This window comes from Halolamina salina, from assembly GCF_054653455.1.
The window spans coordinates 2,322,085-2,345,226 of sequence record NZ_BAAIGE010000002.1 but is presented as its reverse complement, the minus strand read 5'-3'; the positions used below and the strand labels follow the sequence as shown (position 1 = coordinate 2,345,226).

The following is a 23,142-nucleotide window of genomic DNA, read 5'->3' as shown; positions in this document are numbered from 1 at the left end:
CCTTTTTCGCCGCTACGTCCCTTCGGCCCGCGCCAGCGGCAGCGATACCGTGATCCGGTTGCCGCGGTCCGCCGACGTGTCGACGCTGATCTCCCCGTTCGACAGTTCGACGGCCCAGTAGACGAGCCAGAACCCCAGCCCGCTGCTGTGGTAGACGTTCGTCATCTCGTCGTGGTCGCCGGTGAGCACGTCCGCCTCGATCGCGGGGATCGGCTCCCCGTCGTCCTCGACGACGAGTTCGGCGCGGTCGCCCCTCACGCGGAGGCGGACCCGAACCGCCGGGTTCGCGTCCTCGCAGTGCTGGACGGCGTTCTCAAGCAGCTCGGTAATGGCTCGCTCCAGCTCCGGCCGGCCCTGGACGACCACCGGCTCCAGCGTTTCCACCTCGATCACGCTGTCGGGGTAGCGCTCGTGGACGGTCCCGACGCTCGTGCCGACCGCCTCCCGGATGTCGATCGGTTCGCGCCACCGCTGGTCGGTGAGCAGGTCGATGATCTCGCGCTCCTTCTCCGCGCTCTGGAGGAGTTGGTTCCCGACGCGGTGGATGGTCTCGGTGTGGTCCGCCGCCTCGGGGAACTCGTCGTCGATGAGGTCGGCCTCCCCGAGCACGACGTTGAGGTCGTTCCGGAGCGTGTGTCTGAGGAGGTTGTCCATCACGACCAGCTGTCGCTCCCGGCGCCGCCGGTCGGTGATGTCCCTCGCGAACCCCGCGATGCGCACGACCTCGCCGTTCTCCGTGATCGGCTCGCCCTGAACCCACACCCAGCGCTTGTACTCCTCTTCGGGGTTGACGCGGTACTCCATCTCGACGGAGTGGCCGTCGGAGATGCGGCTCATCGCCTCCTCCACGTCGTGGCGGTCCTGTGGGTGGACCGCGTCGAGGAACGCGCTCGGGTCCGCGTACACCTCCTCGACCGGCCGACCGAAGATCTCCTCGTAGGCGGGATTGACGAACAGCAGTTCCGACCAGTCGGCGTCGAACATCCAGAGCACGTCGCCCGCGACCGCGGCGATCCCCTCCAGCCGGGTGGCGGTCTCCGCCCGCTCGCGCTCGGCCCGCACGCGGTCGGTCACGTCCCGCGAACTCACCACGAAGCCGTCGAGTTTCTCGTCGGTGAGGTTCGACATCCGGCTCTCCAGCCACACCCAGCCGTCGTCGGCGGTCCGGTGGCGGTACTCGATGGTCCCCTCACGGAAGTCGTCGCTCCGAACCGTCCGGTAGAACTCCTCTCGAACGGCGTCGGCGTCGTCCGGGTGGACGAAATCGAAGACGCCCTCACCCACGAGCTCGTCGGGCGAGAAGCCGAGGATGCGCTCGGCCGCCGCGTTGACGTAGGTGAACGTCCCGTCCTCGTCCAGCAGCGCGATCTTGTCCTGGGACTGATCGAGGAGGAGTCCGAACAGTTCGGACTGGTCCATCGTCACCCGTTGGACGCCCTGTGGGGATAATTCTCACGGCAGTTCGGGTATCATTACGCCGGCGTCACGGGCGGATCGTTTCGCTGACCCAGCCAGTCGCGCCCGAGGGGCGGACTTCTTCTTGGTCCTCGGTCTGTCGCTCGCCCTCGCCGTCGATCGCCCGGACGACCACCTCGTGTCGCTCGGCGGCGTCGTACTCGTGTTCCCACATCCGCCACGCGTCGGCGGCCTCGCCGTCGGGTTCGGGCTCCTCGGCGTCGAGCGGCACCGCACCCGGCAGCGGCTCCGAGAGCGTCGCCTCGGTCCAGCTGTCGCCGCCGTCGGTCGACACCTCGACGGCGTCGATCCCGCGCGTGCCGGCGTAGGCGTGCCCGCCGACGCGGACCGTCCCGTCGCGGACAGTCGTGCTGTGGAGTTTGGCGACCGTGTTCACCTCGCCGGTCCCCTGCCAGCCGCGCTGCTCCCAGTAGCCGTCTTCGGGTTCCTCGCGGATCTCGATCTCGGTGAGCCACTTGGCGTTCGTCTCGCCCCAGTGGCCCGGCACGAGCGTCCGCAGGGGGGCGCCGTGGCTCCGAGGGAGGGGACGGCCGTTCATCCCCCACGCGAGCAGCCCGTCCTCCAGTGCTGCCCGCGGGAAGGAGACGAAGTAGTCGTCGGCGGCGTGCAGCGTGACACAGCAGCTCTCGGGGGCGTCGACCGCCTCCAGCACCGTCGAGACGGGGACGCCGTCCCAGAGCGCGGTGTCGATCTTCTTCCCGTTCAGCGGGTCGCTCACGCAGCGCAGCGTGACGAACCGCCGCTCGGCGTCGAACGCCCGTAGCTCCGAGAGCGTGAACGACCGCGCCTCGGGCACCTCGCCGGTGACGGCGAGCGACCAGTCGGCGGGCGAGATCGTCGGAGCGACGGTCGCGATGTCGACGGTGTAGAACCCATCCGACACCAGCGCGTCGGTGTCCGGCAGCGAGAGCGACCGCTCCTCGGCGACCGAGAGCAGCGACTGGGCGGCCGGGTCCGCCGGCTCGGGGCTGCTCGCCGCTCCCGATCCGCCACCGAGTCGAACCGCGCTCGCCACGAGCGCCGCGAGCGTGGCGGCGCCGGCCTGCAGCAGGCGGCGGCGTCCCGGCGATCGCACGGCCGACCCCCCCGACGCGAGGGGACGGGACGCGGCGAGTACGACGACTGCCGCCGCGACGCCCGCACCGCCCGCGCTCGCGAGGCTGCCCGTGAGCAGCAGCGTGGCCCCGCCGACGAGCGCGAGCGTCGTCACCCCGGCCGCGGCCCCGCCCTCGACGGACCGACGAGCGAGGAGCGTCGCCCCCGCGTAGAGGCCGAGCAGGAGGAGTCCGGTGACGGCCACCAGCAGCGGCTGCGCCGCCTCGCCGAGGCCCCTGACCTCGACGGCGACGAACCCGGGGCTCGCGTCGCGGACGAGCGCGGCCGCGGCGGCGCCGACGAACGCGGGCGTATCGCCGGCCGCGAGCAGCGATCCGGCGACGGCGGCGACGCTCGCGAGCACGCCGATGGCGGCGTCGAGGGACTGCTGCCGGTTCGGACGGTACATGTCCGTGTGGTGGTGTCCCACGCGGGAAAGCGTTCCTCCGCCGGCACCGCTCGTAACTGCTTTCTCGCCGGCGCTCTCACTCCCGCCCGTGAGCGACACGGAGGAGTCCACGGCGCCCGGTCGCCCCTGCCCGCACTGCGGGGAGACGATGGTTCACCGCCACTGCGAGTACGTCTGCCCGCAGCACGGGGTCGTGTTCGACTGCGCGGACACGTTCTACTGAGTTCCGTGCCACGGGGCCGCACAGTTAAGCCGCTCCGGGGCAATCGGTAGGGTACGCGATCGCTCTCGCCTACCGTCCCGGCGAGCGCCGCACCACTATGGTCGAACAACGACAGCTCGCCCGGAGCAAGCAGATCCACCGAGAGACGGGCAAAACGTTCTACGTCGCGACCCGCTTCCTCCCCGAACGGGTGCGCCACCCCACGTACGTACTGTACGCCTTCTTCCGCGTCGCCGACGAGGTAGTCGACGGCGACAACGACCTCGCGCCCGCAGAGCGGGCCGAGCGGCTGGAGTCGTTCCGCCGCGCGGCGCTCGGTGAGGAGCCGGCCGACGACCCCGTGCTCGCGGCGTTCTCGGAGATCCGCGAGGAGCACGACATCCCCGCGTCGGACGTGAACACGTTCGTCGACGCGATGGCGACCGACGTGGAGAAGGCCCGCTACGAGAGCTACGACGAGCTCCGGGCGTACATGGACGGCTCCGCGGCCGCGGTCGGCCGGATGATGACCGCCGTGATGGCGCCGGAACACGCCGAGGCGGCGCTCCCGGCGGCGACCGCGCTGGGCGAGGCGTTCCAGCTCACAAACTTCGTCCGGGACGTGCGCGAGGACGTACTCGAGCGCGACCGGATCTACCTCCCCGCCGAGACGCTCGACGCTCACGGGGCGAGCCACGAGCAGGTCGCCCGGCTGGAGTTCGACGAGGCCGTCGCCGGCGCGGTGCAGGCCGAACTCTCGCGGGCGGAGGCGCTGTACCGCGACGGCGTCGCCGGCATCGAACTGCTCCCGCGGGACTGCCAGTTCCCGGTGCTGCTCGCGGCGGTGCTGTACGTCGATCACCACCGGCTGATCCGGAAGCTCGACTACGACGTGGTGTCGACGACGCCCTCGCTGTCGACCCCCCGGAAGCTCTGGCTCGCCGCCCGGACGCGGCTGGCGTGGCAGCGAAACCCCGACCCCCTCGCCGTGTTCCGCACGGTGAGCGCGATCCCGACCGACGAGAGCTGTCACCGGCTCCACCGGCTGACCGGGCGGCTCCCGGTGCCTTAGCGCCCCGCCCGCCACGGCAGCATCCCCGCGTCGAACCGGTCGGTCCGGAGCAGCCCCGCGCCGATGACCGCGGCGACGAGCACGGGTAGCCAGTTCCCGTAGACGGCGTTCACGCCGCCCCACAGCAGCACGAAGCTCACCATGTCGTCCAGCGCGAACTCACAGGCCTCCAGCCGCGCGCCCAGCGCGGTGCGGTCGAACGTCGCGTCGAAGACGACCACCGCCACCGTCGCCGAGAGCACCCAGCCCGCGTAGTTCGACAGCGGGACGCCGTAGAAGACGCCGCCGCCGTACGTCCAGAACCCCAGCGCCACCGCGCCGGGGTCGAGCACCACGTCCATCGCGAGCACGAGCGCGATCACCGAGAGCAGTCTGGGGAGCGCACGATCCGCCAGCGTCCCCAGCAAGAGCAGACAGAGCAGGTACGCGTTCGCGACCAGCGGGAGGAAGAAGACCGGGAGCGCGACCGGGACGCCGCCGAGCATCGGCCCCAGCGAGACGCCGTACTCGAACTGGCCGTACGGCCAGCCCGTCGTGACGCCGACGATCTCGATGGCGTAGCTGTACGCCGCCAGCGCGCCCACGCCGAGCGCCGCCCGGCGGTCGACGACCGGGAGCACGCCGACGATCAGCGGCGAGCGCATCACGATCACGCCCGCCAGCACGAACAGGGGGTTGAACGCCAGCGGCTCGGGGAGCCACCCCTCCGCGCTCGCGATCAGCGAGACGGCGCCGACCGCCGGGAACACGACCGCGATCGTGAAGCGGTGCTCGCGGATCAGTTCCGAGAGCGCCGCCTCCCACGACCGGCGGTCCGCGGGGTCGTCGGGCAGCCACGCGGCGACGCTCACGCGAGCACCCCCGCGAGGCGGAGCAGCCCGCCCATCGTCAGCACCATCCCCACCACGCCGTTGACGATCGGGAACCACCAGTACGCTCGATCCACGTCGACGCCGGCGCCGACGGTCGCGAGCAGGAACAGCGGGTAGACCCCGAGCAGCGCGCCCAGCCGAACGTCGAGCAGGCCGAACGCGACCGCAGCGAGCGTCCAGCAGCCCCCGCAGTAGAGGTACGTTCGCTGTTCGCCCAACACGGTCGCCGTCGTCTCGATCCCCGCCGCGCGGTCCGGCTCGATGTCGGGGATCGCGGAGTAGGTGTGCATCGCCATCGTCCAGAGCCAGCCGCCGACGAGCGCCGGCGCGGGCGGGTGTGCGCCCGCGATCGCGGCGTAGGCGGCCGCGCCCGGGAGCAGGTAGAGCCCGTTCGAGAGCGAGTCGAACAGGGGCCGGGCTTTGAACCGCAGTGGCGGCGCGCTGTAAGCGGTCGCGAGCGCGAAGAACCCCGCGAGGTAGGGCCACGCGACCCGGGGCGTGAGCGGGAACAGCGCGAGGCCGACGACCCCCGAGAGCGCGACGACGGCCGTGACCGCGGGCGAGTCACGCCAGCGCGCCTCGGGGCCGTCGTCCTTCTTGGGGTTCTCGGCGTCGATTTCGCGGTCGAAGCGGTCGTTGACGCCGTAGAGGTAGATATTGGCGGGCAGCAGGAAGTAGAGGAAGAGGGCGGCGGGGAGGACGGCGAGCAGGTCGTCCACCGCGTCGGCGGCGTAGGCGACGCCGACGAGCACGGGGCCGGCGGTGTACAGCCAGAACCGCGGCCGCGAGAGCGTCAGCAGGTAGCGCAGCATCAGGCTTCGCGGTCGGCGATCGCCTCGGCGGTCAGTTGGCCGCTGATCAGACACATCGGGACGCCGATTCCGGGGGTGGTGTACGAGCCGGTGAAGTACAGCCCCGGCACCTCGCTGGAGGCGTGGGAGGGGCGCAGTAGCGCGGTCTGTTTCAGGGTGTGGGCCAGCCCGAGCGCCGACCCCTGCATCGAGTTGTAGCGCGCGCCGAACTCCGAGACAGAGAACGTCTCCTCGACGACGATGCGGTCCCGGAGGTCGGTGTCGGTGTTCGCGGCGATGTCGTCGAGCACCGTCTCACGGTACGCCTCCCTGGTTTCCTCGTCGTCGTCCAGCCCGGGCGCGATCGGGACGAGCGCGAAGAGGTTGCTGTGGCCCTCGGGTGCCACCGAGTCGTCGGTCTTCGACGGCGCACAGAGGTAGTACGCGGGGTCGTCGGGCCACGCCGGCTCGTCGAATATCGTCTCGAAGTGCTGGTCCCACTCCGTCGGGAGGACGAGCGTGTGGTGGGCCAGTTCGGGGAGGTCGCCCTCGACGCCCATGTAGAGGAGGAACGCGGAGGGAGCGTAGGTGCGCGAGTCCCAGTACGCCTCGTCGTACTGCCGCTTCCGTTCGGGCAGTAGTTCCTGCTCGGTGTGGGCGTAGTCGGCGTCGCTGACCACGAGGTCAGCCAGTTCGTAGCCGCCGGAGTCGACGCGCCAGCTTTCGTGCCGGTCGCTCGGCGCGAACTCGGCGGGGTCGGCGGCGTCGTAGTCGACCTTGAAGCCGCCGCGCTGGCCGTGGATCTGCTGGACGTCGGCGCCGGCGCGGTACTCGACGCCCAGTTCCGCGCCGAGGTCGACGAGGCCGTCGATCACCGCCGCGAGGCCGCCCTCGGGGTAGTAGACGCCGAGGTCGAAGTCGACGTGGCTCATGAGGTTGTACAGCGCGGGCGTGTTGTGCGGCGACCCCCCGAGGAACACGAGTGTGTACTGCATCACCTGCTGGAGCTTGGGGTGGTCGAAATACTCCTCGACGTGGTCCTGCATCGAGCCGAGCAGGGCGAGCCCGCGGGCCTGCTTCCCCACGTCGGGGTCGAGGTAGTCCCGCAGGCGCGGTCGGTCCTCGTAGACGAAGTGCTCCATCCCCACCTCGTAGGTGTACTCGGACTCGTCGAGGTACTCGCGGAGGGCGTCGCCGGCGCCGTCCTCGTACGCCTCGAAGCGCTCGACGTTCGTCTCCACGTCGGGTGCGAGGTCCAGCGAGTCGCCATCCTTCCACTGGATCCGGTAGTGGGGGTCGAGCCGGTTCAGCTCGTAGTAGTCGCTCACGTCCCGGTCGAACTGTGAGAAGAACCGCTCGAACACGTCGGGCATCAGGTACCACGACGGCCCCATGTCGAACCGGAAGCCGTCGCGTTCCATCACGCTCGCGCGGCCGCCGAGCTGCTCGTTGCGTTCGAGCAGCGTCACGTCGGCGCCGGCGTCGGCGAGGTAGCAGGCCGTCGAGAGGCCGCCGACGCCGCCGCCGATCACGACGACATCGCGGCCGGCGAGGGAACCGAGCTCCGGTGCAACGTCCATGCGCCAACCAGGGGCGCGTGGGGCTTAAAACGGCCGACGCTGGCAGGTCTCAGGCGCTCGCGGTCGCCTCGTCGGCGGTGATCGTCCCCCACGCCAGCAGCCCCATCGAGACCGCCAGCAGCAGCCCCCAGAGGTAGGCGGTCAGCAGCGCCGGCGGGAACACTGCCTCCATCAGCACCGTCGCCGGCAGCAGCCACTGGCCGACGACGAACCCCCAGACGGCGACCTGTCGCTGAGTCCCCGAGAGCGCCGTCCGCTCGATCGCGAACCCGGTCACGACCGCGAGGATCGACAGGATCCCGAAGTGGGCGTGCGCGCCGACGGAGACCGCGGGGAGTCCCGGCCCCATCGGCGAGATCATGTAGGACTGCACGATCCCCCAGAGCATCTGAATCGTCAGTGCGACGTATCCCGAAGCACGCAGGACGCGTGACATGTTCGGGTGAGTGATCCGACACGAGTCACTTAACTCTGCTGGCATATCGGGCGGCCGACACGGTCACGGACACCGCTAAGTCGCCGGCGGCCCACGTCCCGGCCATGGAGAACACGACTGTCGTCGTCACGGGCGCGGGCGGCGCCATCGGCGGCGCGCTGGCCGAGGCGTTCGCCGACGACGGGGCGACGGTGTTCGCGGGCGTCCACGCGGATGAGGGTCAGTTCGCGGACCACGACGGCGTCGAGCCGATGCGCGTCGACGCCCGCGACGAGTTCGACGTCGAGTACCTGATGGAGGACGCCGCCGGGACGGGCGAGATCGACCTCGTGCTCCCTTGCGCGGCGGTGTTCCACGGCGACCCCGGCGAGCAGCGACTCGCCGATGAGGGGTACGCGGCGTTCGACGACGAGTACCGGACCAACGCCCGCGGCGTGTTCGTCGCGATCCGGGAGGCGCTACCCCACCTCGCAGACGACGCGCGGGTGCTCGTCCCGTCCGGTTCGGTCGCGGAGGAGGCGAAATCCGGCTACGGCGGCTACGCGGTGTCGAAAGCCGCCGCGGAGGCCGTGGCGCGGCAGTTCGCCGCCGAGATCGACCAAACCGTCGGTGTCGTCGATCCGGGCGTCGTCGCGAGCGACCTCACGGGCGGGCAGGGGCGCGACCCTGCCGAGGTGGTCGGGCTGTTCCGCTGGGCGGCGACGGAACTCGGGGCGGACGAACTGAACGGCGAGCGCGTCGGACTCGCCGAGTGGAAGCGGGCGACGCGGTAGAGCCGTACGTTCTTCACCCCGCCGCGCGTTGGCCCGGCCATGCAACTGGAGGCCATCCGGACCGCGGAGGGGGAGACGGTCCACGTCGACCGGACCGACGGCGAGAAGGGCTCGAAGGGGGCCTTCTTCGTCGCCTACGTCTCAGAGGCCGGCGAGGAGCGCTGGGGCTTTTTCTGTGGGAACTGCGAGACGACCGACAACGCGGTCGATCCGATGGGCCGGATCGAGTGCAACGTCTGCGGCAACGTCAAGAAGCCGGACGAGTGGGACGCGGCCCACGAGTAGACGGGCTACTGTTCGGTCTCGGGGGCGGCGAATCCGCCGCCGGCGACGATAGCGGCGGCGGCGATGATCGCGGCCCCGAGGACGACGAAGCCGTCACTGGGGCTCAGCCCACCGATTGCCGCCGCCATGTCCACGATGAACACGGTGACGAACAGGCTCAGGATGGCGAACGCGAGCATGACGGCTCCGGCGATCAGCGCACTGGCGAGCGTTCCGAACGTATCGAGTACTCCCATATGGGACACCGATTGTTCCCCCGAGGGAAATACTTGGTCGCCGATAGGGTGAAGGCGTCTCCCTGCCGGGTCGAAAGGGATGGCCGACCCCAGGTACGTCGTCAACGTTGACCCAGTAATCGCCCGCGAGACCCCCGACGGGACCGAGTACCTCGTGATCGTCCGGAGCGAGGACGAGGAGCACGCGCCCGGAATGCTGGGGTTCCCCGGCGGGAAGGTGGCGGCCGGGCCGGGCGAGTCGGACGTGCTCGAAGCGACCGCGAAGCGCGAGGCCCGCGAGGAGGCCGGGGTCGAGATCGAGAACGTCGAGCAGGTCACCAGCACGACGTTCGAACTCGACTACGGGCCGACGGTCTGAACGTCGTCGTCACCGCCGACTACGCCGGCGGCGAGGCCCGCGTCGCCGACCCCGCCGAGGTCGCGGCCGTCGAGTGGTGCAGCGCGGAGTCGGTGATCGACGACGCGGACACGCCGCCGTGGACGGCGGAGTTGTTGGCGGAAGTGGTCGAGTACCGGTCGTAGACCCGAAACGGACCGGCGCCGAGAACGAAGATTTTGTCCGTCCGGTTCGGCTCCCCTCGACGTGATCAGTCTCGCGATCGTGCTCGCGTTCGGCGCGCTGGTGTTGTTCGGCGGGTGGGCGGTGACTGCCGGCGTCGCGACCCGGTCGCTGTCGGCGGTGAACGCCGTCTTCCTCTCCTACGTGGCGAGCATAACCCTCGTCGGCGGCTACGTGCTCTGGATGCGCCGGCCGATCTCCGGCACCGGGACGGACGTGGGGTTCGCGCTGCTGTCGGGGGCGTTTCTCGCGATCGGTTCGATCAGCTTCTACGCCGCGCTCGAGCGGGGAAGCGTCGCGATCGTCTCCGCGATCGCCGCGCTGTACTTCGTGATCCCCGTGATCGTCGGCGTGCTCTACTTCGAGGCCGACCTCAGCGCAGCGAACGTCGCCGGCATCGGGCTGGCGATCGTCGCTGTCGTCCTCATCGCGTCCTGACGGCCGAGAACTGCCGAATGCGACTGACTACGGGTGCGCGAAGTACGCCACCGACTCGCCGTCCTCGTTCTGCTCGTCCACCCGCGCGAAGCCGACGCGCTCGAACTGCACCATCTCGTCCTCGTCGTACTCGGCGTACCCCGGCTCCGCGTGCCCGGTTTCGTCGCCCTCCATCGTCCGCAGTCGTACCGCGACGCTCTCCTCGGCGGGCACCCAGTGGATCACGTCCACGTCGCCGCTTTTCACGACTTCCAGGTCGTCGTCGGTGTGCTCGAAGCCGTCGTCGGTGCGCTTCACGGGGCCGAACCCTTTGAGCCAGACCTTGCCGCCTTCCTCGGGCAGGTCCTCCTCCTCGACGAGCACCGCGTCGCCGACGGGGATGTCGCGGGTCCCGCGGTCCTCGTGGTCGGGGTGCAGCGGCGGATTGGCCACGTCTGGGCCGCCCGAGACCGGGAGTTCGACGCCGTCGCGGACGAAGAACCGACGGTCGGCGTCGTCGTCGATCAGTTCGCGGTTGTTCGAGTAGACGGTGGACATCGCGAGATCCACGTCGGAGGTCGAGAGGCCGAGTTCGAGCATCGCGTCCACGAGCGCCTGCCCGCGGATGCCGCGGCGGCGGACGGAGGCGATAGTCGGCGCGCGGGGGTCGTCCCAGCCCGAGAGCTCGCCGTTCTCGATCTTCTCGATAATGGTCGACGTGCTCATCTTCACGTCGTAGGCGTCGATCTGGACGTGGCCCCAGTGGAGCACTTCGGGGTACTCCCAGTCGAAGTAGTCGTAGACGAACCGCTGGCGCTTCGCGGAGTCCTGCAGGTCGATGCCGCGGATGATGTGGGTGACGCCGGTGAGCTGATCGTCGATGCCGGACTGGAAGTCGAGCATCGGCCAGCAGCGGTACTCCGCGGCTTCCTCACGCGGGTGCGGGGTGTCGACCATCCGGAACGCCACCCAGTCACGCAGCGCGGGGTTCTTGTGCTCGATGTCGGTCTTCACCCGGAGCACCATCTCGCCGGAGGAGTACTCGCCGTCGACCATCGCGTCGAACTCCTCGTGGACGGTTTCGATGTCCTTGTCGCGGTGCGGGCAGGCCTCGGCGTCGTTTTTGAGCTCCGAGAACGTCTCGCCGGAACAGGAGCAGGTGTACGCGCCGCCGGCGTCGATCAGCTTCCGGGCGTACTCGTAGTACGTCTCGACGCGGTCGGAGGCTTTGAGCACCTCGTCGGGCGTGAATCCGAGGTACTCGATGTCGTCGAGGATCGCGTCGTAGGCGTCCAGATCCGGCCGCTTCGTCTCGGGGTCGGTGTCGTCGAACCGGACGATGAAGTGGCCGTCGTAGATCTCCTCGGTGTAGGTGCCCATCACCGACGGCATCCGGGCGTGGCCGAGGTGCCACGGGCCGTTGGGGTTCGGCGCGGCGCGCATCCGGATCTCGTCGTACTCCTCGGCATTCGGGAGATCGGGGAGGATCTGGTCGTCCTCCTCCTCCTCGGCCATCAGCTCCTCGTACAGCGCCTCGTCCAGCTCTTCGAGGCGAGCCTCTTGCTCGTCGGCGTCCATCCCGTTGACTCGCGAGACGACCGGGGCGACGACGCCCGCGATCTGGTCGCCGTGCTGGCGGAAGTCGGGGTTCTCGCCCATCAGCGGCCCCATGATCGGGCCGACCTCGGCGTCGCTGCCGTGTTCGAGCGCGTTGAACAGGGCGTGCTTCTCGGCCTCCCGTTCGACCCGCTCGCGGAGATCCTCGTCCATTGGCGGGAGATACCGGGGCGGTTCGCAAAAAGGGTGTGAATCGGGCGGGGCGCCCGCCGCCCGGTCGCCGTGCCGCTCAGACGATCCCCCGGGCACGAAGCGAGTCGCGGACGAACCGTCGGTAGGCGGCGACGTAGGGCAGCAACAGCAGCGCCGTCACCACGATCAACAGGGCGAACCGACCGTAGCCGCTCGCGACGGCGCCGGCGCCGTCGGCCGCCCGGATGGGCGCCAGCCCCATCGACCGCAGCGGCCCGTCGAGGACGAGCCTGAACGCCGCCCAGAGCCCGACGAACAGGAGGATTCCCGGGACGAACAGCGCGACGAGAAACTCGTTGATGACCGTTCCGGGGTCGTCAGCGTCGAACACGGTTCTGCGCTGGCCCGACGCCGGCAAATGTCTTGGGGGCTACGCCCGGTGGTACGCGCCCCACTTCGAGAGCGAGCGCCGGTAGAGCCACATCCCGACGGCGCCCAACAGCGCACCACCGACGCCCAACCCCACCAACAACGCCGCCGACACCGGCGCGAGCGCGAACGCGACCACGAGGATCGGCACCAGCGGGATCGCGACGGCAGCGCCGAAGGCCGCGTACAGCCCCGTGTCGAACAGGAACTCGTTGGGCGACATGCCGGCGAGGTAGATCGTCAGCCCGAACACGTAGGTGGCGACGCCGACGAGGACGACGGCGCCGACGACGGCCTCCGCGAGCGGCGTCCCGCGCCAGAGCACTCCCAGTGCGTAGAACGCCACTCCGACGGCGGGGCCGAGCAGCAGGAACGCCCGGAGTTTCCCGTGGAACACGGCCTCGGCGTCGAGCGGGTGGGCGAGGTAGCTCTCCACGTCGTCGTTCGTCGTGAGCCAGTTGTACGTCGTGAACCCGGTCAGCCCCAGCACGGCGCCGAAAGAGACGCCGACGGAGGGGGCGACGCCGGTGATCTCCGACGCGAGATCGACCAGTCCGGCGGTCACGCCGAGCAGGATCGCCGCCGAGAACAGCACCTTCCCGAAGCCGCCGGAGCTACGGTGGACGTCCAGCAGCGTCTTCGCCGCCACGGGATCGTCGACGCGAGCGAGCCAGCGGCGGAACTCCGGCCCCACGCTGCGGTCCGCCGACTGGACCTGCGGATCGAACGTCGCGGCGCCGACGGCGTAGGCCGCGAGGATCAACGCGGCGGCGGAGGCGGCGCTGACGAGCCCCGGATCCAGATAGAGTCCGTAGGGCGTGTAGCTGAGCACCGGGACGCCCGTGTACCACGCGGCGGCGGCGCCACCGAGCAGCACGAGCAGCAGCGCACGCCCCGGCAGCCCCGTCGCCGAGAGGCCGACGCCGGCGATCGTGAGTCCGATCCCGAGCACGAACGTGGTGACGAGCGTGACCCACAGCAGCGGGACCGCCCCGAGGCCGACCCCGGCGCCCGCGAGCGCGGCGGGGGCGACGCCGACGGCCATCGGGAGCAGGAACAGCGCGGCGTAGTACACCACGTCCTTGAGGACGAAGATCGCCAGCAGGCGCCCCTGCGAGAGCGGCAGCGTGCGCCCGGAGAACACGAGCAGCGTCACGTCGCCGAGCACGTTCCCCACCGCGTCGCGGCCGACGAAGCCGATCGAGCCGGTGTGGAGGCCGAACACGAGCGCCAGCGCGTGCATCCCCGCGACGACGGCGCCGGGGTCGGTGCCGGTGTAGTCGAGCAGCCAGACCGCCCCCGCCACCAGCGCGACCACGAGCAGCGGGAACGCGCCGAAGCGGCCGCCGCCGAGCAGTTCGCTGTGGAGGCGCCACTCCTCGCGCAGCATCTCGCGGAACACCACCCTGTCGCGCTCCCACCGGCTCGGCTGCTCGCCGCCGGCGGGGTTCGCGCCCTCACTCATCGCCGGCCCACTCCGTCTCGTCGTCGACGTGCTCGACGAACACGTCCAGCAGCGTCTCGTCGGCGGCCAGTTCGCTCGGCACGACTTCGGCGACCAGCTCGCCGGCGTTGACGATCCCCACCCGCGAGCAGAGTTCGGCGGCCACGTCGACGTTGTGAGTGGAGACGACGACGGTGTTGCCCGCCTCGCGGTAGTTCGTGAGGAAGCGCTTGACGCGCTCCTGTACGATGGGATCGAGGTTCGCCAGCGGCTCGTCGATGAACACCACCTCGGGCTCGTGGAGGAATGCACCGGCGATCATCGTCTTCTGTTGCTGCCCACGGGAGAGGTCCGTCGACAGCGTGTCGAGCTTCTCGGCGAAGCTCAGGCGCTCGGCCCACGTCTCAGTCCGCTCGTCGACCGTTCCGTCGGCCATCCCGCGGACGGCGCCGACGAACTGGAAGTACTCCCGCGGCGTCGAGAAGCTCGGCGGCGACTCCTTCTCCGGCAGGATCCCCACCCGTTCGCGCACGCCGACGGGATCGGCCTCGGGGTCGACGCCGAGCACCTCGGCCTCGCCGCTGTCGGCGACGGTCTGACCCGTCAGCACGCTCATCGTCGTCGTTTTCCCCGCCCCGTTGGGGCCGAGCAGCCCGTACAGCTCCCCCGACTCAACCGACAGCGAGAGGCCGTCGAGCGCGGCCACGTCGCCGTAGGACTTCCGCAGGTCGTCGGTCCGGATTACGGTCATGGATTACTGAACGGTTGTTCACCGGGGAGGATAGTTCACTCGGCCCCGATATCGCGACTGAAAACTGCACTACTCAGAGTTCGTCGACGAGCGCCCGCAGCGCGTCACCGTCGCCGGTCGCGCCGTCTTCCCTGATAAATTGTTTGCCGACTTCGCGCCCCACGAAGTCTGTGTCGGGGCGTTTACGGGTGGCTGGCGTACGTTCAGTTGTCCATGACCCGAGACAGTGCGATCCACGATCGCTTCGCCGCCGTCGTCCCCGCGACCCTTCCGACCCGGAAACTGGGCGTCTTCCTCGCTATCGCGTTCGGCCTCCACTGGCTCGCGGCCGGCTACCTCCTCCTCGAGGGCGCCACCGTCGCCGACCGAAACTTCTCGGCGGCCACGTACAACGCCATCATCGTGGCCGCGAGCTTCACCCCCGCCCTCGCCACGCTTCTCACCCGCTGGCTCACCGACGAGGGGCTGGGCGTCGAACAGTTGCTCCTCGTTCCGGATTTCCGGGGCAATTGGCGGACGTACCTCGTCGCGGCTCTCGTCCCGCTCGTGCTGGCGGTGGTCGGCGCAGTCGTCTACTTCGCCGTCTTCCCGGCGTCCCTCGCTGCCGACCCGCTCGCGGCGTACGTGACGGCTGTCGGCGTCGGCGGCCTCGGCATCGGCGTCGGCCTCGCTACCGTCGCCGCGGTGACTCTCGCCAGCCTCGTGCTGGGCGCGGTGATGCTGCTCGGCGAGGAAGTCGGCTGGCGCGCGTACCTCCTGCCGAAGCTCTCGCCGCTGGGGACCAGAACGGCGACGGTCCTTACCGGCGTACTCTGGGGAATCTGGCACTTCCCGTTCATCTACCTCGGCGTGAACTACCCGAACGCGACGTGGCTCGGGATGGCGGCGATAGCGTGGGTCACGACGCTGTACGGGACGTTCCTCGCGTGGACGACCTACCGGACCGGCAGCGTCTGGCCCGCGGCCGTCGGGCACGCGGCGTTCAACACGAGTTCTCGCTGGGGACCCGCAGTCGCCGAGCAGACGCCGAACCTCGCTGTCGGTCCGGGGACCGGCGGCGTCATCGGCGCAGTCGGGTGGCTGGTCGTCGCTGGCTGGCTGTTGGCCCGGTCGTCGGTGTTCAGTCGCGGCGACGCCGGCGCGAGCGAGTCCACGGGGAGCGCCGACCCCGTCGAGTAGCGTCGCCGGTGACACCTGCAGCGACCACCGCGACCCGAACGACCGACCCTGCACGTTTACGGACCTCGACACTACAGATGGGCGCAATGTCCGGTGAGGGGAGCACTGTCGTCGCGATCGACGCCGACGACGCCGACGTCGTCGCGCTGCTCGACGACGAGTACGCACGCGCGACGCTCGTGCTCACCTATCGGGAGGAACTCGCGGCCGACGACATCGCCGAGCGACTCGACGCTGCGCCGTCGACGGTGTACGACCGGCTCTCCCGCCTGACTGACCACGACCTCGTAACCGAACAGCAGCAACTCGACCTCGACGGCCACCACTACAAAACCTACCGCGCACGGCTCGACTGCGTGGTCGCGGAACTGACTGCCGACGGGTTCGAGGTGCGAATCGACCGCGAACCGAGCGACCCCGCGGACCGCCTCACCGCGGCGTTCGACGACCTCCGATGATGCTCCAGATCACTCCCGTCGACGCCGTGCTCGCAGTCGGCTTCCTGCTGTGGGTAGCGCTGCCGCTGGCAGTCGTAGTCGTCGCCGTGCGCGGGTACCGCCGTGGCGACGGGAACAGGACGGCGCTCCGCCTCGCGGCCGGAATCGTGCTCGTGACAGCCGTCCCGACGCTCATGCGACTCGGCTTCGGCGCCGTCGTGCCCGGCGGGTCGTGGGTGCCGCTGCTCGTCCGCTCGACCCAACTCGCCGGACTCCTGATCGTCGTCGGGGTGATGCACGGTGAGTAACCTCCTGCAGGCAGGTGGGCCGGCTAGCGGTCTCGGCGAACTGGTCCCACGGGGTTTGGCCCCGATCGAGTACGCGACGATGGCCGTCACCGTCGCGGTACTGCTACTCGGTGCCTACATCGGCTATCAGGCCTACCGTGGCTACCGGCGTAACGACGACCGTGCGGTGCTGTTCCTGGGCGTCGGTATCGCCCTCGTGACGACGGTCCAGCAGGCCGTCTCGACGCTGACCGTCGTGTTCGTCACTCGGAACGAACTCGTCCCGTTGCTGGCCTTTTTCGGTATCTCGACGGCCGGCCTGCTCTCGATACTCTACGCGTTCACGCGGGCTTGAACCACCGGAACCGTTACCCGGGTCCTGACCGACCGTTCAGCCATGAGTTGGGATCGGTCGTCGATGCCCGAGCAGACCGACAGCACCGTCGTCGTCACCGGCGCGAACAGCGGGCTCGGCTACGAGGCCACCGAGGCGTTCGCGGGCCACGGCGCGGACGTGGTGCTGGCCTGCCGGAGCCTCGACCGGGCCGAGGCCGCCGCCGAGGAAATCCGGGCGACGCTCGCCGACGGTCCCGCGTGGGCGTCGGCGCCCGACGCGGGATCGCTGACCGTGATGGAACTGGATCTCGCGGATCTGGACTCCGTCGCGCGCTTCGCCGACAGTTTCCGGGAGAACTTCGACGACCTGCACGTTCTCTGTAACAACGCCGGCGTGATGGCGGTCCCCCGCGGGGAGACCGCGGACGGGTTCGAGCGACAGTTCGGCATCAACCACCTCGGCCACTTCGCGCTCACGGGCCACCTGCTCGACGACCTCCGGGAAACGGCGGGCGAGACCAGAGTGGTCACCCAGAGCAGCGGCGTCCACGAGCAGGGCGAGATCGACTTCGACGACCTCCAGCGCGAGCGGTCCTACGACAAGTGGGGCGCCTACGCTCAGAGCAAGCTGGCGAACCTCCTCTTCGCCTACGAACTGGATCGCCGGCTCGACGCCGTCGGCGCCGACACCGTCAGCGTCGGCTGCCACCCCGGGTTCGCCGACACGAACCTCCAGTTCCGCGGCCCGGAGGAGTCGGGGTCGCGGCTGCGGCTGTTGGCGATGAAGGCGGCCAACGCCCTGCTCGCGCAGTCGGCCGAGCAGGGCGCGCTCCCGATGCTGTACGCGGCGACGGCTGACGACGTGGCGGGCGGCGAGTACGTCGGCCCCGGCGGCCTGATGAACATGCGCGGCGCCCCGGAGAAACAGGAGTCCAGCCCGGCGTCGTACGACGAGGAGACCGCGGCACGGCTCTGGGACGTATCCGAGAATCTGACCGGCGTCGAGTACGATCTGCCCGAGGCGTAGCTCCCCGTCGAAAACCCGGAAAAGCGGTCTACGGCGTTCGCGACGCCGTTACTGGAACGTCGGCGCGGCGGGCTCCTGCTCCTCGGCAGGCTCGCTGCGCTTGAAGCGCTGTTCGATCTCCTCGTACTGCTCTTTGGTCTCCTCGGTCACCGAGGGGACCACCTCGTCCAGCGCCTCCTCGAAGTGGGCCATCGTCACGCGGACGTTGCCCACGCTCTCGGCGGCCTCCTCGGGGTCGACGCTGTTGATGAACTCCCGGGTGGCGTTCATCGACGCCTCGCGGGCCAGCGCCTCGAGGTCGGCGCCGACGTAGTTGTCGGTGCGGGCCGCGATGTCGTCGAGGTCCACGTCGTCGGCCAGCGGCTTGTCCCGCGTGTGGACGTCGAGGATCTTGCGGCGCGCGTCCTCGTCGGGCACGGGGACGTGGACGTGGCGGTCCAGCCGGCCGGGCCGGATCAGCGCGCTGTCGATCAGGTCCGGGCGGTTCGTGGTCGCGACGACCACCACGTCCTCCAGCTCCTCGAGCCCGTCGAGCTCCGTCAGCAGCTGGGAGACGACGCGTTCGCCCACGCCGGAGTCGCCGGTGTTCTGGCCGCGTTCGGCCGCGATGGCGTCGATCTCGTCGAAGAACACCACCGTGGGGGCGTTCTCGCGGGCCTTGCTGAAGATCTCGCGGACGCCCTTCTCGGACTCGCCGACGTACTTGTCCAGCAGCTCAGGCCCCTTCACCGAGATGAAGTTGCTCTCGGCCTCGTTGGCGACGGCCTTCGCGAGCAGCGTCTTCCCGGTGCCCGGCGGGCCGTACAGCAGCACGCCCTTCGCGCTGTCGACGTCCATCTGCTCGAACACCTCGGGGTAGTCGAGCGGCCACTGGATCGTCTCGCGCAGTCGCTCCTTGGTGCCCTCGAGGCCGCCGACGTCGTTCCAGGTGATGTCCGGGACCTCGACGAACACCTCGCGCAGGGCGCTGGGCTCGATGCCCCGCAGCGCCTTCTTGAAGTCGTCCTCGGTCACGTCCAGCCGCTCCAGCGTCTCGGCGTCGATCTCGTCGGCCTCGAGGTCGAGTTCGGGACGGAACCGCCGGAGCGCGATCATCGCCGACTCCTTCGCCAGCGACTCGAGGTCCGCGCCGACGAACCCGTGGGTGTTCTCCGCGAGCGCCTCGATATCCACGTCGTCGGCCAGCGGCATGTTGCGCGTGTGGACCTGCAGGATCTCCTCGCGGCCGTGGGTGTCCGGCACGCCGACCTCGATCTCGCGGTCGAAGCGGCCGCCGCGGCGCAGCGCGGGGTCGATGGCGTCGACGCGGTTGGTCGCGCCGATCACGACGATCTCGCCGCGCTCCTCCAGCCCGTCCATCAGGCTGAGGAGCTGGGCCACCACGCGGCGCTCCACGTCGCCGCCGGCCTCGTCACGCGCGGGGGCGATGGAGTCCAGCTCGTCCATGAAGATGATCGCGGGACTCTGCTCCTGGGCCTCCTCGAACACCTCGCGGAGCTGCTCCTCGGACTCCCCGTAGTACTTCGACATGATCTCGGGGCCGGAGATGGTGTGGAACGAGGCGTCGATCTCGTTCGCGACGGCCTTCGCGATCAGCGTCTTCCCGGTGCCCGGCGGGCCGTGCAGCAGCACGCCCTTCGGGGGTTCGATCCCCAGCCGGCTGAACAGCTCGGGGTGGCGCATCGGGAGCTCGATCATCTCCCGGACCTGTTCGAGCTCGTCGTCGAGGCCGCCGATGTCCTCGTAGGCCACGTCGGGACCCTCGGTGGCCGAGCCGCCGGCGCCGGACGCGCCGCCGCGCTCCTCGCGGATCTGCTCGGCGGGCTGCTGGCTGATCTCCACCTCGGTGGAGTCGGTGATCACGACCGTCCCGCTGGGGTCGGTCTCGGCGATCTTCAGGGGCACCGCCTGTCCCTGCCCGCCCATCAGGCCGAAGCCCAGCGGAAGCTGGACGTCCTGCCCGGTGGTGACGGGCTGGCCCGACAGCTCCTTGCGGACGAGGCTGCCGATGTCGCCGCGGATCCCCATGTTCTGGGGGAGCGCCACGGTGACGCTGTCGGCGGGGTTCACGTCGGCGGCCTCGACCTCCACGCGGTCGTCGATGCCGACGCTGGCCTCCTGTCGCAGCCGGCCGTCGATACGCACGACGCCCGTGCCGTCGTCCTCGGGGTAGCCCGGCCAGACGCGGGCGATCGCGGCGCCCTGCTGGCCCTCGATGCGGATGAAGTCGCCCCCGGAGAGATCCATCTCGTCGGCGGCGACGCGGTCGACCGCCGCCAGCCGGCGGCCGGCGTCCTTCTGCTTCAGCGGCTTGACCGTGAGCTTCATTTCGCCACCTCCACGGTCAGCACGCCGTTGTTGACGGTCGTCTCACGCGCCTCCCCCGGGAGTTCGAACTCGCGTTCGGTAACCGTGCCGTCCGCCGCCTCGACCACGACGATGGCGGTCTCGCCGACCGTGTCGACGGCGACCTCCCCCTCGGCGTCGGCGAGATCGATCGCGACCACGAGAGTGTCGTCGTACTCGTAGACCCGACCGAACTCCTCGTCACTGATACTGCGTTGGTGAGTGGTCATTAGCTAACTCCAAGTAATCGTCGTATCTATTTAAATCTGTCGCCAGAAAACCGCACGACTGCGCCGGGGTGTCCGATTACGGGTGAGGTAGCGGTTCGGACCGACCCCGCTCCTCTCGAGTCCGGCGGCCCGCGGTCCCGCGGATTTATGCTCGCCGCGAGTGACACGACAGTATGAAGCGGGTTTCGCACCACGGTCGGGGGATCTCGTACCGTCGTTCGGCGCGGACCGACGACGGGCCGGGGCTGCTCTGTGTTCACGGGAGCGGCGGGAGCGCGGGCGTCTGGAAGTCCCAGTCCCGGCTGTCCGACCGGACGCCGGTGACGGCGCTGGACCTGAGCGACCACGGCGAGAGCGGGTCGCTGACCGCACAGCCGGGGTACGAGGCGCTGTCGGGCTACGCCGACGACGTTGTCGCCGTCGCCGAGGAGACGGGCGACCGCGTGCTCTGTGGCAACTCTCTCGGCGGCGCGGTGGCGATGCTCGTCGCGCTGGATCGGGGCCTCGATCTCGACGGCCTCGTGCTCGCGGGGACGGGTGCACGCCTGCCCGTGCTCGACGACCTGCTCGTCTGGCTGGAGTCGGAGTTCGACCGCGCGGTGGAGTTCCTCCACGGCTCGGACCGGCTGTTCCACGACCCCGACGACGAACTGGTCGAGATCAGCGAAGCGGCGATGCGCGAGACCGGGCAGGCGGTCACCGCCCGGGACTTCCGGAGCTGTCACAGCTTCGACGTGCGCGACCGGCTCGACGAGATCGACGTCCCGACGCTGGCGGTCGTCGGCGAGCACGACAAGCTCACGCCGCCGCACTACCACGAGGCGCTGGCGGCGTCGATCCCCGACTGCGAACTCGCGACGATCGACGACGCCGCCCACCTGGCGATGCTCGAACAGCCCGCGGCGTTCAACAGCACGCTGGAGTCGTTCCTCGACCGGATCTGATGCCCGAACGCGTCGCCACGACCGACCCCGACGGCGTCGATTTCGGCTGGGTGATGCAGGTGACGTTCGTGCTGACGATCGTCGTCGGCGCGCCGGTGGTGGCGCTGCTGTCGACGCAGGTCGCGCTCCCGGACTGGGGGTCGCGGGTCTCCTTCGCGGTCCGCGTGGGCGCGCCGGTGTGGGTCATGACGGGAATCTGCGTGTACCTGTACGCGCGGTGGCAGCAGTCGGACGATTCTGCGTAGTTGGTTTCTCGAAGGGTTTCGACGGGGACTGTGACAGCGACCGCGACGGCAACAGCACCTCGGTCGTTGACCACTTGCGACCGCACCGCCCCGCACAGCCCACGAACCTCCCCAGCCGACTCCTTCCCTCGTTTCACTCGGTCAGTCGTCCCTCGCGCTGACACGCGGCACGAGGCCGCGTCCGCCTCGCGCCGACAACGACCGCGGTGCGGTGGCGGTGGACGCCGCGGGCCGGCAGCGGCCGCCGGCCCGCGGGGGAGGGGTGGGGACTCGGCGCTGTGCCGAGCCTCGTGCTCGGCACCCTGCGGTTACAAGTGGCCAAGCATCGAGCTGCTGTTGCTGTCACCTCCTACGGAGACAGTAGCACCGACGAACCCACCTAATCCAGCAGATCCCGCGCAATGATCGTCTTCTGAATCTCGCTGGTCCCCTCGTAGATCGTCGTGATCCGCGCGTCGCGGTAGAACCGCTCCACGTCGAACTCGCTCATGTAGCCGTAGCCGCCGTGAATCTGCACGGCCTCGTTGGTCACGTCCATCGCCGCCTCGCTCGCGAAGTACTTCGCCATCGACGCGATCACCCGCGAATCCTCCCCGGCGTCGGCCTGCCGAGCGGCCTCCCGGCAGAGCAGCCGTGAGGCCTCCACCTGCGTCGCCATGTCGGCGATCTTCTGCCGGATCGCGCCGATGTCGCCGATCGGCTTCCCGAACTGCTCGCGCTCGCCGGCGTAGGCGATCGCCTCGTCCAGCGCCGCCTGCGCGACGCCCACTGCTTGCGAGGCGATCCCCAGTCGCCCGCCGGTGAGGATCTTGAACGCCGCCGAGAGGCCCTTCCCTTCCGGGGTGAGGCGGTACTTCTCGGGCACCTCGACGCCGTCGAACGTCATCCCCGTCGTGTCGCTGGCCCGCAGGCCGAGCTTGTGCTCCTTCTTCCCGACTTCGACGCCGTCGTAGTCGGCGGGGACGAGGAACTGCGTGATCGACCCGCGGTCCTCGGGATCCGTTTTCGCGAAGACGATGTACACGCCGGCGCGCTCGCCGTTGGTGATCCACTGCTTCTCGCCCGTGATGCGGTAGCCGTCCTCGGTCTTCTCCGCAGTGGTCGTCATCTCCGCGGGGTTGGAGCCGGCGCCGGGCTCGGAGAGACAGAACGCGCCGACGGGCCGGCCGTCGACCATCTCCGGCAGCCACTCCTCTTTCACCTCGTCGCTGCCGAACTCCGCGATACAGGAGGTCGCGAGGCAGTGGACCGACAGCGCGGTCGCGACCGCGAGGTGGCCGTAGGCGACCGCCTCGTTCACGACCGCGTAGGTGGCGCTGTCGGCGTCGAAGCCGCCGTACTCCGTCGGGACGGTCAGCCCGGTGAGGTCGAGTTCGGCGAGGTCGTCCCACGCGTCCTCGGGGAACGTCTCCTCGTCGTCGAGCCGCTGGGCCTCGGGGCGGAGCTCCTCGAGGGCGAACTCCTCGACGGCGTCCCGGATGGCGCGCTGCTCGTCGGTCAGCGCGGAGTCGGTCTGGATCTGCATGGCCGACTGA

At 69.9% G+C, this 23,142-nt stretch carries 27 protein-coding genes; 13 read left to right on the top strand and 14 right to left on the bottom strand.

Annotated features, from left to right (window positions below; all coding sequences use genetic code 11):
* Nucleotides 1-12: 12 nt before the first annotated feature.
* Both ACYQZ5_RS12580 and ACYQZ5_RS12575 read right to left on the bottom strand, forming a co-directional pair.
* A complete protein-coding gene (locus tag ACYQZ5_RS12580; RefSeq protein ID WP_379731677.1) occupies nucleotides 13-1,419 on the bottom strand; it encodes a PAS domain-containing sensor histidine kinase in 1,407 nt (468 codons plus the stop codon).
* Between the two features lie 64 nt (nucleotides 1,420-1,483).
* Nucleotides 1,484-2,980 (bottom strand): molybdopterin-dependent oxidoreductase, encoded by a 1,497-nt coding sequence (locus ACYQZ5_RS12575; protein ID WP_459846366.1) that lies wholly within the window; start codon nucleotides 2,978-2,980, stop codon nucleotides 1,484-1,486.
* A gap of 88 nt (nucleotides 2,981-3,068) precedes the next feature.
* On the opposite strand from ACYQZ5_RS12575, the gene ACYQZ5_RS12570 reads away from it, so the two are divergent.
* On the top strand, nucleotides 3,069-3,203 hold the full coding sequence (locus ACYQZ5_RS12570) for an HVO_2523 family zinc finger protein (RefSeq protein WP_379732852.1): 135 nt from the start codon (nucleotides 3,069-3,071) through the stop codon (nucleotides 3,201-3,203).
* A gap of 97 nt (nucleotides 3,204-3,300) precedes the next feature.
* Nucleotides 3,301-4,254 (top strand): phytoene/squalene synthase family protein, encoded by a 954-nt coding sequence (locus ACYQZ5_RS12565; RefSeq protein WP_379732854.1) that lies wholly within the window; start codon nucleotides 3,301-3,303, stop codon nucleotides 4,252-4,254.
* Here the strand turns inward: ACYQZ5_RS12565 and cruF are convergent.
* Genes cruF through ACYQZ5_RS12545 form a run of 4 tightly spaced genes read right to left on the bottom strand, consistent with a single transcriptional unit; the run spans nucleotide 4,251 to nucleotide 7,933 of the window.
* Nucleotides 4,251-5,105, bottom strand: a complete 855-nt coding sequence (gene cruF, locus ACYQZ5_RS12560) for a bisanhydrobacterioruberin hydratase (protein WP_379817960.1) — start codon at nucleotides 5,103-5,105, stop codon at nucleotides 4,251-4,253. The two genes, ACYQZ5_RS12565 and cruF, sit on opposite strands and share 4 nt — an antisense overlap.
* Entirely contained in the window at nucleotides 5,102-5,938 is an 837-nt protein-coding gene (locus ACYQZ5_RS12555; protein ID WP_379817961.1) for a prenyltransferase, read from the bottom strand. The genes cruF and ACYQZ5_RS12555 overlap by 4 nt, the downstream gene beginning before the upstream one ends.
* Nucleotides 5,938-7,497 carry a phytoene desaturase family protein gene (locus ACYQZ5_RS12550; RefSeq protein WP_379731471.1) on the bottom strand — a complete coding sequence of 520 codons (1,560 nt, stop codon included), beginning with the start codon at nucleotides 7,495-7,497 and terminating at the stop codon, nucleotides 5,938-5,940. The genes ACYQZ5_RS12555 and ACYQZ5_RS12550 overlap by 1 nt, the downstream gene beginning before the upstream one ends.
* A 49-nt stretch (nucleotides 7,498-7,546) precedes the next feature.
* Complete coding sequence (locus tag ACYQZ5_RS12545; protein ID WP_379731470.1) at nucleotides 7,547-7,933, bottom strand: DUF8059 family membrane protein; 387 nt, start codon at nucleotides 7,931-7,933, stop codon at nucleotides 7,547-7,549.
* A 104-nt stretch (nucleotides 7,934-8,037) separates the two neighbouring features.
* On the opposite strand from ACYQZ5_RS12545, the gene ACYQZ5_RS12540 reads away from it, so the two are divergent.
* Nucleotides 8,038-8,706 carry an SDR family oxidoreductase gene (locus ACYQZ5_RS12540; RefSeq protein ID WP_379731469.1) on the top strand — a complete coding sequence of 223 codons (669 nt, stop codon included), beginning with the start codon at nucleotides 8,038-8,040 and terminating at the stop codon, nucleotides 8,704-8,706.
* Nucleotides 8,707-8,745: 39 nt separating this feature from the next.
* Nucleotides 8,746-8,991 (top strand): DUF5816 domain-containing protein, encoded by a 246-nt coding sequence (locus tag ACYQZ5_RS12535; RefSeq protein WP_379731468.1) that lies wholly within the window; start codon nucleotides 8,746-8,748, stop codon nucleotides 8,989-8,991.
* Nucleotides 8,992-8,996: 5 nt separating this feature from the next.
* On the opposite strand, the gene ACYQZ5_RS12530 is transcribed toward ACYQZ5_RS12535, so the two are convergent.
* Nucleotides 8,997-9,227 (bottom strand): hypothetical protein, encoded by a 231-nt coding sequence (locus ACYQZ5_RS12530; protein ID WP_379731467.1) that lies wholly within the window; start codon nucleotides 9,225-9,227, stop codon nucleotides 8,997-8,999.
* Nucleotides 9,228-9,306: 79 nt separating this feature from the next.
* Between ACYQZ5_RS12530 and ACYQZ5_RS12525 the strand changes: the two genes are divergently transcribed.
* Together ACYQZ5_RS12525 and ACYQZ5_RS12520 are read left to right on the top strand one after the other, a co-directional pair.
* Entirely contained in the window at nucleotides 9,307-9,585 is a 279-nt protein-coding gene (locus ACYQZ5_RS12525; RefSeq protein WP_379731466.1) for an NUDIX hydrolase, read from the top strand.
* Between the two features lie 225 nt (nucleotides 9,586-9,810).
* Nucleotides 9,811-10,224 carry an EamA family transporter gene (locus ACYQZ5_RS12520; RefSeq protein ID WP_379731465.1) on the top strand — a complete coding sequence of 138 codons (414 nt, stop codon included), beginning with the start codon at nucleotides 9,811-9,813 and terminating at the stop codon, nucleotides 10,222-10,224.
* Nucleotides 10,225-10,251: 27 nt separating this feature from the next.
* On the opposite strand, the gene ACYQZ5_RS12515 is transcribed toward ACYQZ5_RS12520, so the two are convergent.
* From ACYQZ5_RS12515 to ACYQZ5_RS12500, 4 genes are all read right to left on the bottom strand, one after another.
* Nucleotides 10,252-11,973 carry a glutamate--tRNA ligase gene (locus tag ACYQZ5_RS12515; RefSeq protein WP_379731464.1) on the bottom strand — a complete coding sequence of 574 codons (1,722 nt, stop codon included), beginning with the start codon at nucleotides 11,971-11,973 and terminating at the stop codon, nucleotides 10,252-10,254.
* 76 nt (nucleotides 11,974-12,049) lie between these two features.
* Nucleotides 12,050-12,343, bottom strand: a complete 294-nt coding sequence (locus ACYQZ5_RS12510; protein ID WP_379817963.1) for a hypothetical protein — start codon at nucleotides 12,341-12,343, stop codon at nucleotides 12,050-12,052.
* A 39-nt stretch (nucleotides 12,344-12,382) separates the two neighbouring features.
* Nucleotides 12,383-13,846 (bottom strand): hypothetical protein, encoded by a 1,464-nt coding sequence (locus ACYQZ5_RS12505; protein ID WP_379817964.1) that lies wholly within the window; start codon nucleotides 13,844-13,846, stop codon nucleotides 12,383-12,385.
* Nucleotides 13,839-14,576 carry an ABC transporter ATP-binding protein gene (locus tag ACYQZ5_RS12500; protein WP_379732237.1) on the bottom strand — a complete coding sequence of 246 codons (738 nt, stop codon included), beginning with the start codon at nucleotides 14,574-14,576 and terminating at the stop codon, nucleotides 13,839-13,841. Before ACYQZ5_RS12500 ends, ACYQZ5_RS12505 begins: the two co-directional genes overlap by 8 nt.
* A 213-nt stretch (nucleotides 14,577-14,789) precedes the next feature.
* Between ACYQZ5_RS12500 and ACYQZ5_RS12495 the strand changes: the two genes are divergently transcribed.
* The 5 genes from ACYQZ5_RS12495 (at nucleotide 14,790) to ACYQZ5_RS12475 (ending at nucleotide 17,842) form a co-directional block, all read left to right on the top strand.
* Nucleotides 14,790-15,755 (top strand): CPBP family intramembrane glutamic endopeptidase, encoded by a 966-nt coding sequence (locus ACYQZ5_RS12495; protein ID WP_379732236.1) that lies wholly within the window; start codon nucleotides 14,790-14,792, stop codon nucleotides 15,753-15,755.
* Nucleotides 15,756-15,841: 86 nt separating this feature from the next.
* Nucleotides 15,842-16,213 (top strand): helix-turn-helix domain-containing protein, encoded by a 372-nt coding sequence (locus ACYQZ5_RS12490; RefSeq protein ID WP_379732235.1) that lies wholly within the window; start codon nucleotides 15,842-15,844, stop codon nucleotides 16,211-16,213.
* Entirely contained in the window at nucleotides 16,213-16,500 is a 288-nt protein-coding gene (locus ACYQZ5_RS12485; RefSeq protein ID WP_379732234.1) for a hypothetical protein, read from the top strand. Before ACYQZ5_RS12490 ends, ACYQZ5_RS12485 begins: the two co-directional genes overlap by 1 nt.
* A 55-nt stretch (nucleotides 16,501-16,555) precedes the next feature.
* The gene (locus ACYQZ5_RS12480) at nucleotides 16,556-16,834 is read left to right on the top strand and encodes a DUF7521 family protein (RefSeq protein WP_459846359.1); all 279 of its coding nucleotides are present in this window, start codon (nucleotides 16,556-16,558) and stop codon (nucleotides 16,832-16,834) included.
* Nucleotides 16,835-16,876: 42 nt separating this feature from the next.
* On the top strand, nucleotides 16,877-17,842 hold the full coding sequence (locus tag ACYQZ5_RS12475) for an oxidoreductase (protein ID WP_379817965.1): 966 nt from the start codon (nucleotides 16,877-16,879) through the stop codon (nucleotides 17,840-17,842).
* A 48-nt stretch (nucleotides 17,843-17,890) separates the two neighbouring features.
* Here ACYQZ5_RS12475 and ACYQZ5_RS12470 read toward each other — a convergent pair whose 3' ends face one another.
* Nucleotides 17,891-20,170 carry a CDC48 family AAA ATPase gene (locus ACYQZ5_RS12470; protein WP_379731782.1) on the bottom strand — a complete coding sequence of 760 codons (2,280 nt, stop codon included), beginning with the start codon at nucleotides 20,168-20,170 and terminating at the stop codon, nucleotides 17,891-17,893.
* Complete coding sequence (locus ACYQZ5_RS12465; RefSeq protein ID WP_379731781.1) at nucleotides 20,167-20,418, bottom strand: DUF7127 family protein; 252 nt, start codon at nucleotides 20,416-20,418, stop codon at nucleotides 20,167-20,169. The genes ACYQZ5_RS12470 and ACYQZ5_RS12465 overlap by 4 nt, the downstream gene beginning before the upstream one ends.
* Nucleotides 20,419-20,591: 173 nt before the next feature.
* On the opposite strand from ACYQZ5_RS12465, the gene ACYQZ5_RS12460 reads away from it, so the two are divergent.
* Both ACYQZ5_RS12460 and ACYQZ5_RS12455 read left to right on the top strand, forming a co-directional pair.
* A complete protein-coding gene (locus ACYQZ5_RS12460) occupies nucleotides 20,592-21,362 on the top strand; it encodes an alpha/beta fold hydrolase (RefSeq protein WP_379731780.1) in 771 nt (256 codons plus the stop codon).
* Nucleotides 21,362-21,607: a DUF5822 domain-containing protein gene (locus ACYQZ5_RS12455; RefSeq protein WP_379731779.1), complete on the top strand. Its 246-nt coding sequence runs from the start codon at nucleotides 21,362-21,364 to the stop codon at nucleotides 21,605-21,607. The genes ACYQZ5_RS12460 and ACYQZ5_RS12455 overlap by 1 nt, the downstream gene beginning before the upstream one ends.
* A gap of 379 nt (nucleotides 21,608-21,986) precedes the next feature.
* Here the strand turns inward: ACYQZ5_RS12455 and ACYQZ5_RS12450 are convergent, their stop codons facing one another.
* Nucleotides 21,987-23,132, bottom strand: a complete 1,146-nt coding sequence (locus ACYQZ5_RS12450; protein WP_379732826.1) for an acyl-CoA dehydrogenase family protein — start codon at nucleotides 23,130-23,132, stop codon at nucleotides 21,987-21,989.
* Between the last annotated feature and the right edge of the window lie 10 nt (nucleotides 23,133-23,142).

Excerpts from the sequence above, each read along its gene's own strand:
- ACYQZ5_RS12580 (WP_379731677.1), bottom strand. The coding sequence starts at position 1,419 with ATGGACCAGTCCGAACTGTTCGGACTCCTCCTCGATCAGTCCCAGGAC.
- ACYQZ5_RS12575 (WP_459846366.1), bottom strand. The coding sequence starts at position 2,980 with ATGTACCGTCCGAACCGGCAGCAGTCCCTCGACGCCGCCATCGGCGTG.
- ACYQZ5_RS12565 (WP_379732854.1), top strand. The coding sequence starts at position 3,301 with ATGGTCGAACAACGACAGCTCGCCCGGAGCAAGCAGATCCACCGAGAG.
- ACYQZ5_RS12555 (WP_379817961.1), bottom strand. The coding sequence starts at position 5,938 with ATGCTGCGCTACCTGCTGACGCTCTCGCGGCCGCGGTTCTGGCTGTAC.
- ACYQZ5_RS12550 (WP_379731471.1), bottom strand. The coding sequence starts at position 7,497 with ATGGACGTTGCACCGGAGCTCGGTTCCCTCGCCGGCCGCGATGTCGTC.
- ACYQZ5_RS12545 (WP_379731470.1), bottom strand. The coding sequence starts at position 7,933 with ATGTCACGCGTCCTGCGTGCTTCGGGATACGTCGCACTGACGATTCAG.
- ACYQZ5_RS12540 (WP_379731469.1), top strand. The coding sequence starts at position 8,038 with ATGGAGAACACGACTGTCGTCGTCACGGGCGCGGGCGGCGCCATCGGC.
- ACYQZ5_RS12535 (WP_379731468.1), top strand. The coding sequence starts at position 8,746 with ATGCAACTGGAGGCCATCCGGACCGCGGAGGGGGAGACGGTCCACGTC.
- ACYQZ5_RS12530 (WP_379731467.1), bottom strand. The coding sequence starts at position 9,227 with ATGGGAGTACTCGATACGTTCGGAACGCTCGCCAGTGCGCTGATCGCC.
- ACYQZ5_RS12525 (WP_379731466.1), top strand. The coding sequence starts at position 9,307 with ATGGCCGACCCCAGGTACGTCGTCAACGTTGACCCAGTAATCGCCCGC.
- ACYQZ5_RS12515 (WP_379731464.1), bottom strand. The coding sequence starts at position 11,973 with ATGGACGAGGATCTCCGCGAGCGGGTCGAACGGGAGGCCGAGAAGCAC.
- ACYQZ5_RS12505 (WP_379817964.1), bottom strand. The coding sequence starts at position 13,846 with ATGAGTGAGGGCGCGAACCCCGCCGGCGGCGAGCAGCCGAGCCGGTGG.
- ACYQZ5_RS12500 (WP_379732237.1), bottom strand. The coding sequence starts at position 14,576 with ATGACCGTAATCCGGACCGACGACCTGCGGAAGTCCTACGGCGACGTG.
- ACYQZ5_RS12495 (WP_379732236.1), top strand. The coding sequence starts at position 14,790 with ATGACCCGAGACAGTGCGATCCACGATCGCTTCGCCGCCGTCGTCCCC.
- ACYQZ5_RS12490 (WP_379732235.1), top strand. The coding sequence starts at position 15,842 with ATGTCCGGTGAGGGGAGCACTGTCGTCGCGATCGACGCCGACGACGCC.
- ACYQZ5_RS12485 (WP_379732234.1), top strand. The coding sequence starts at position 16,213 with ATGCTCCAGATCACTCCCGTCGACGCCGTGCTCGCAGTCGGCTTCCTG.
- ACYQZ5_RS12475 (WP_379817965.1), top strand. The coding sequence starts at position 16,877 with ATGAGTTGGGATCGGTCGTCGATGCCCGAGCAGACCGACAGCACCGTC.
- ACYQZ5_RS12470 (WP_379731782.1), bottom strand. The coding sequence starts at position 20,170 with ATGAAGCTCACGGTCAAGCCGCTGAAGCAGAAGGACGCCGGCCGCCGG.
- ACYQZ5_RS12465 (WP_379731781.1), bottom strand. The coding sequence starts at position 20,418 with ATGACCACTCACCAACGCAGTATCAGTGACGAGGAGTTCGGTCGGGTC.
- ACYQZ5_RS12460 (WP_379731780.1), top strand. The coding sequence starts at position 20,592 with ATGAAGCGGGTTTCGCACCACGGTCGGGGGATCTCGTACCGTCGTTCG.
- ACYQZ5_RS12455 (WP_379731779.1), top strand. The coding sequence starts at position 21,362 with ATGCCCGAACGCGTCGCCACGACCGACCCCGACGGCGTCGATTTCGGC.
- ACYQZ5_RS12450 (WP_379732826.1), bottom strand. The coding sequence starts at position 23,132 with ATGCAGATCCAGACCGACTCCGCGCTGACCGACGAGCAGCGCGCCATC.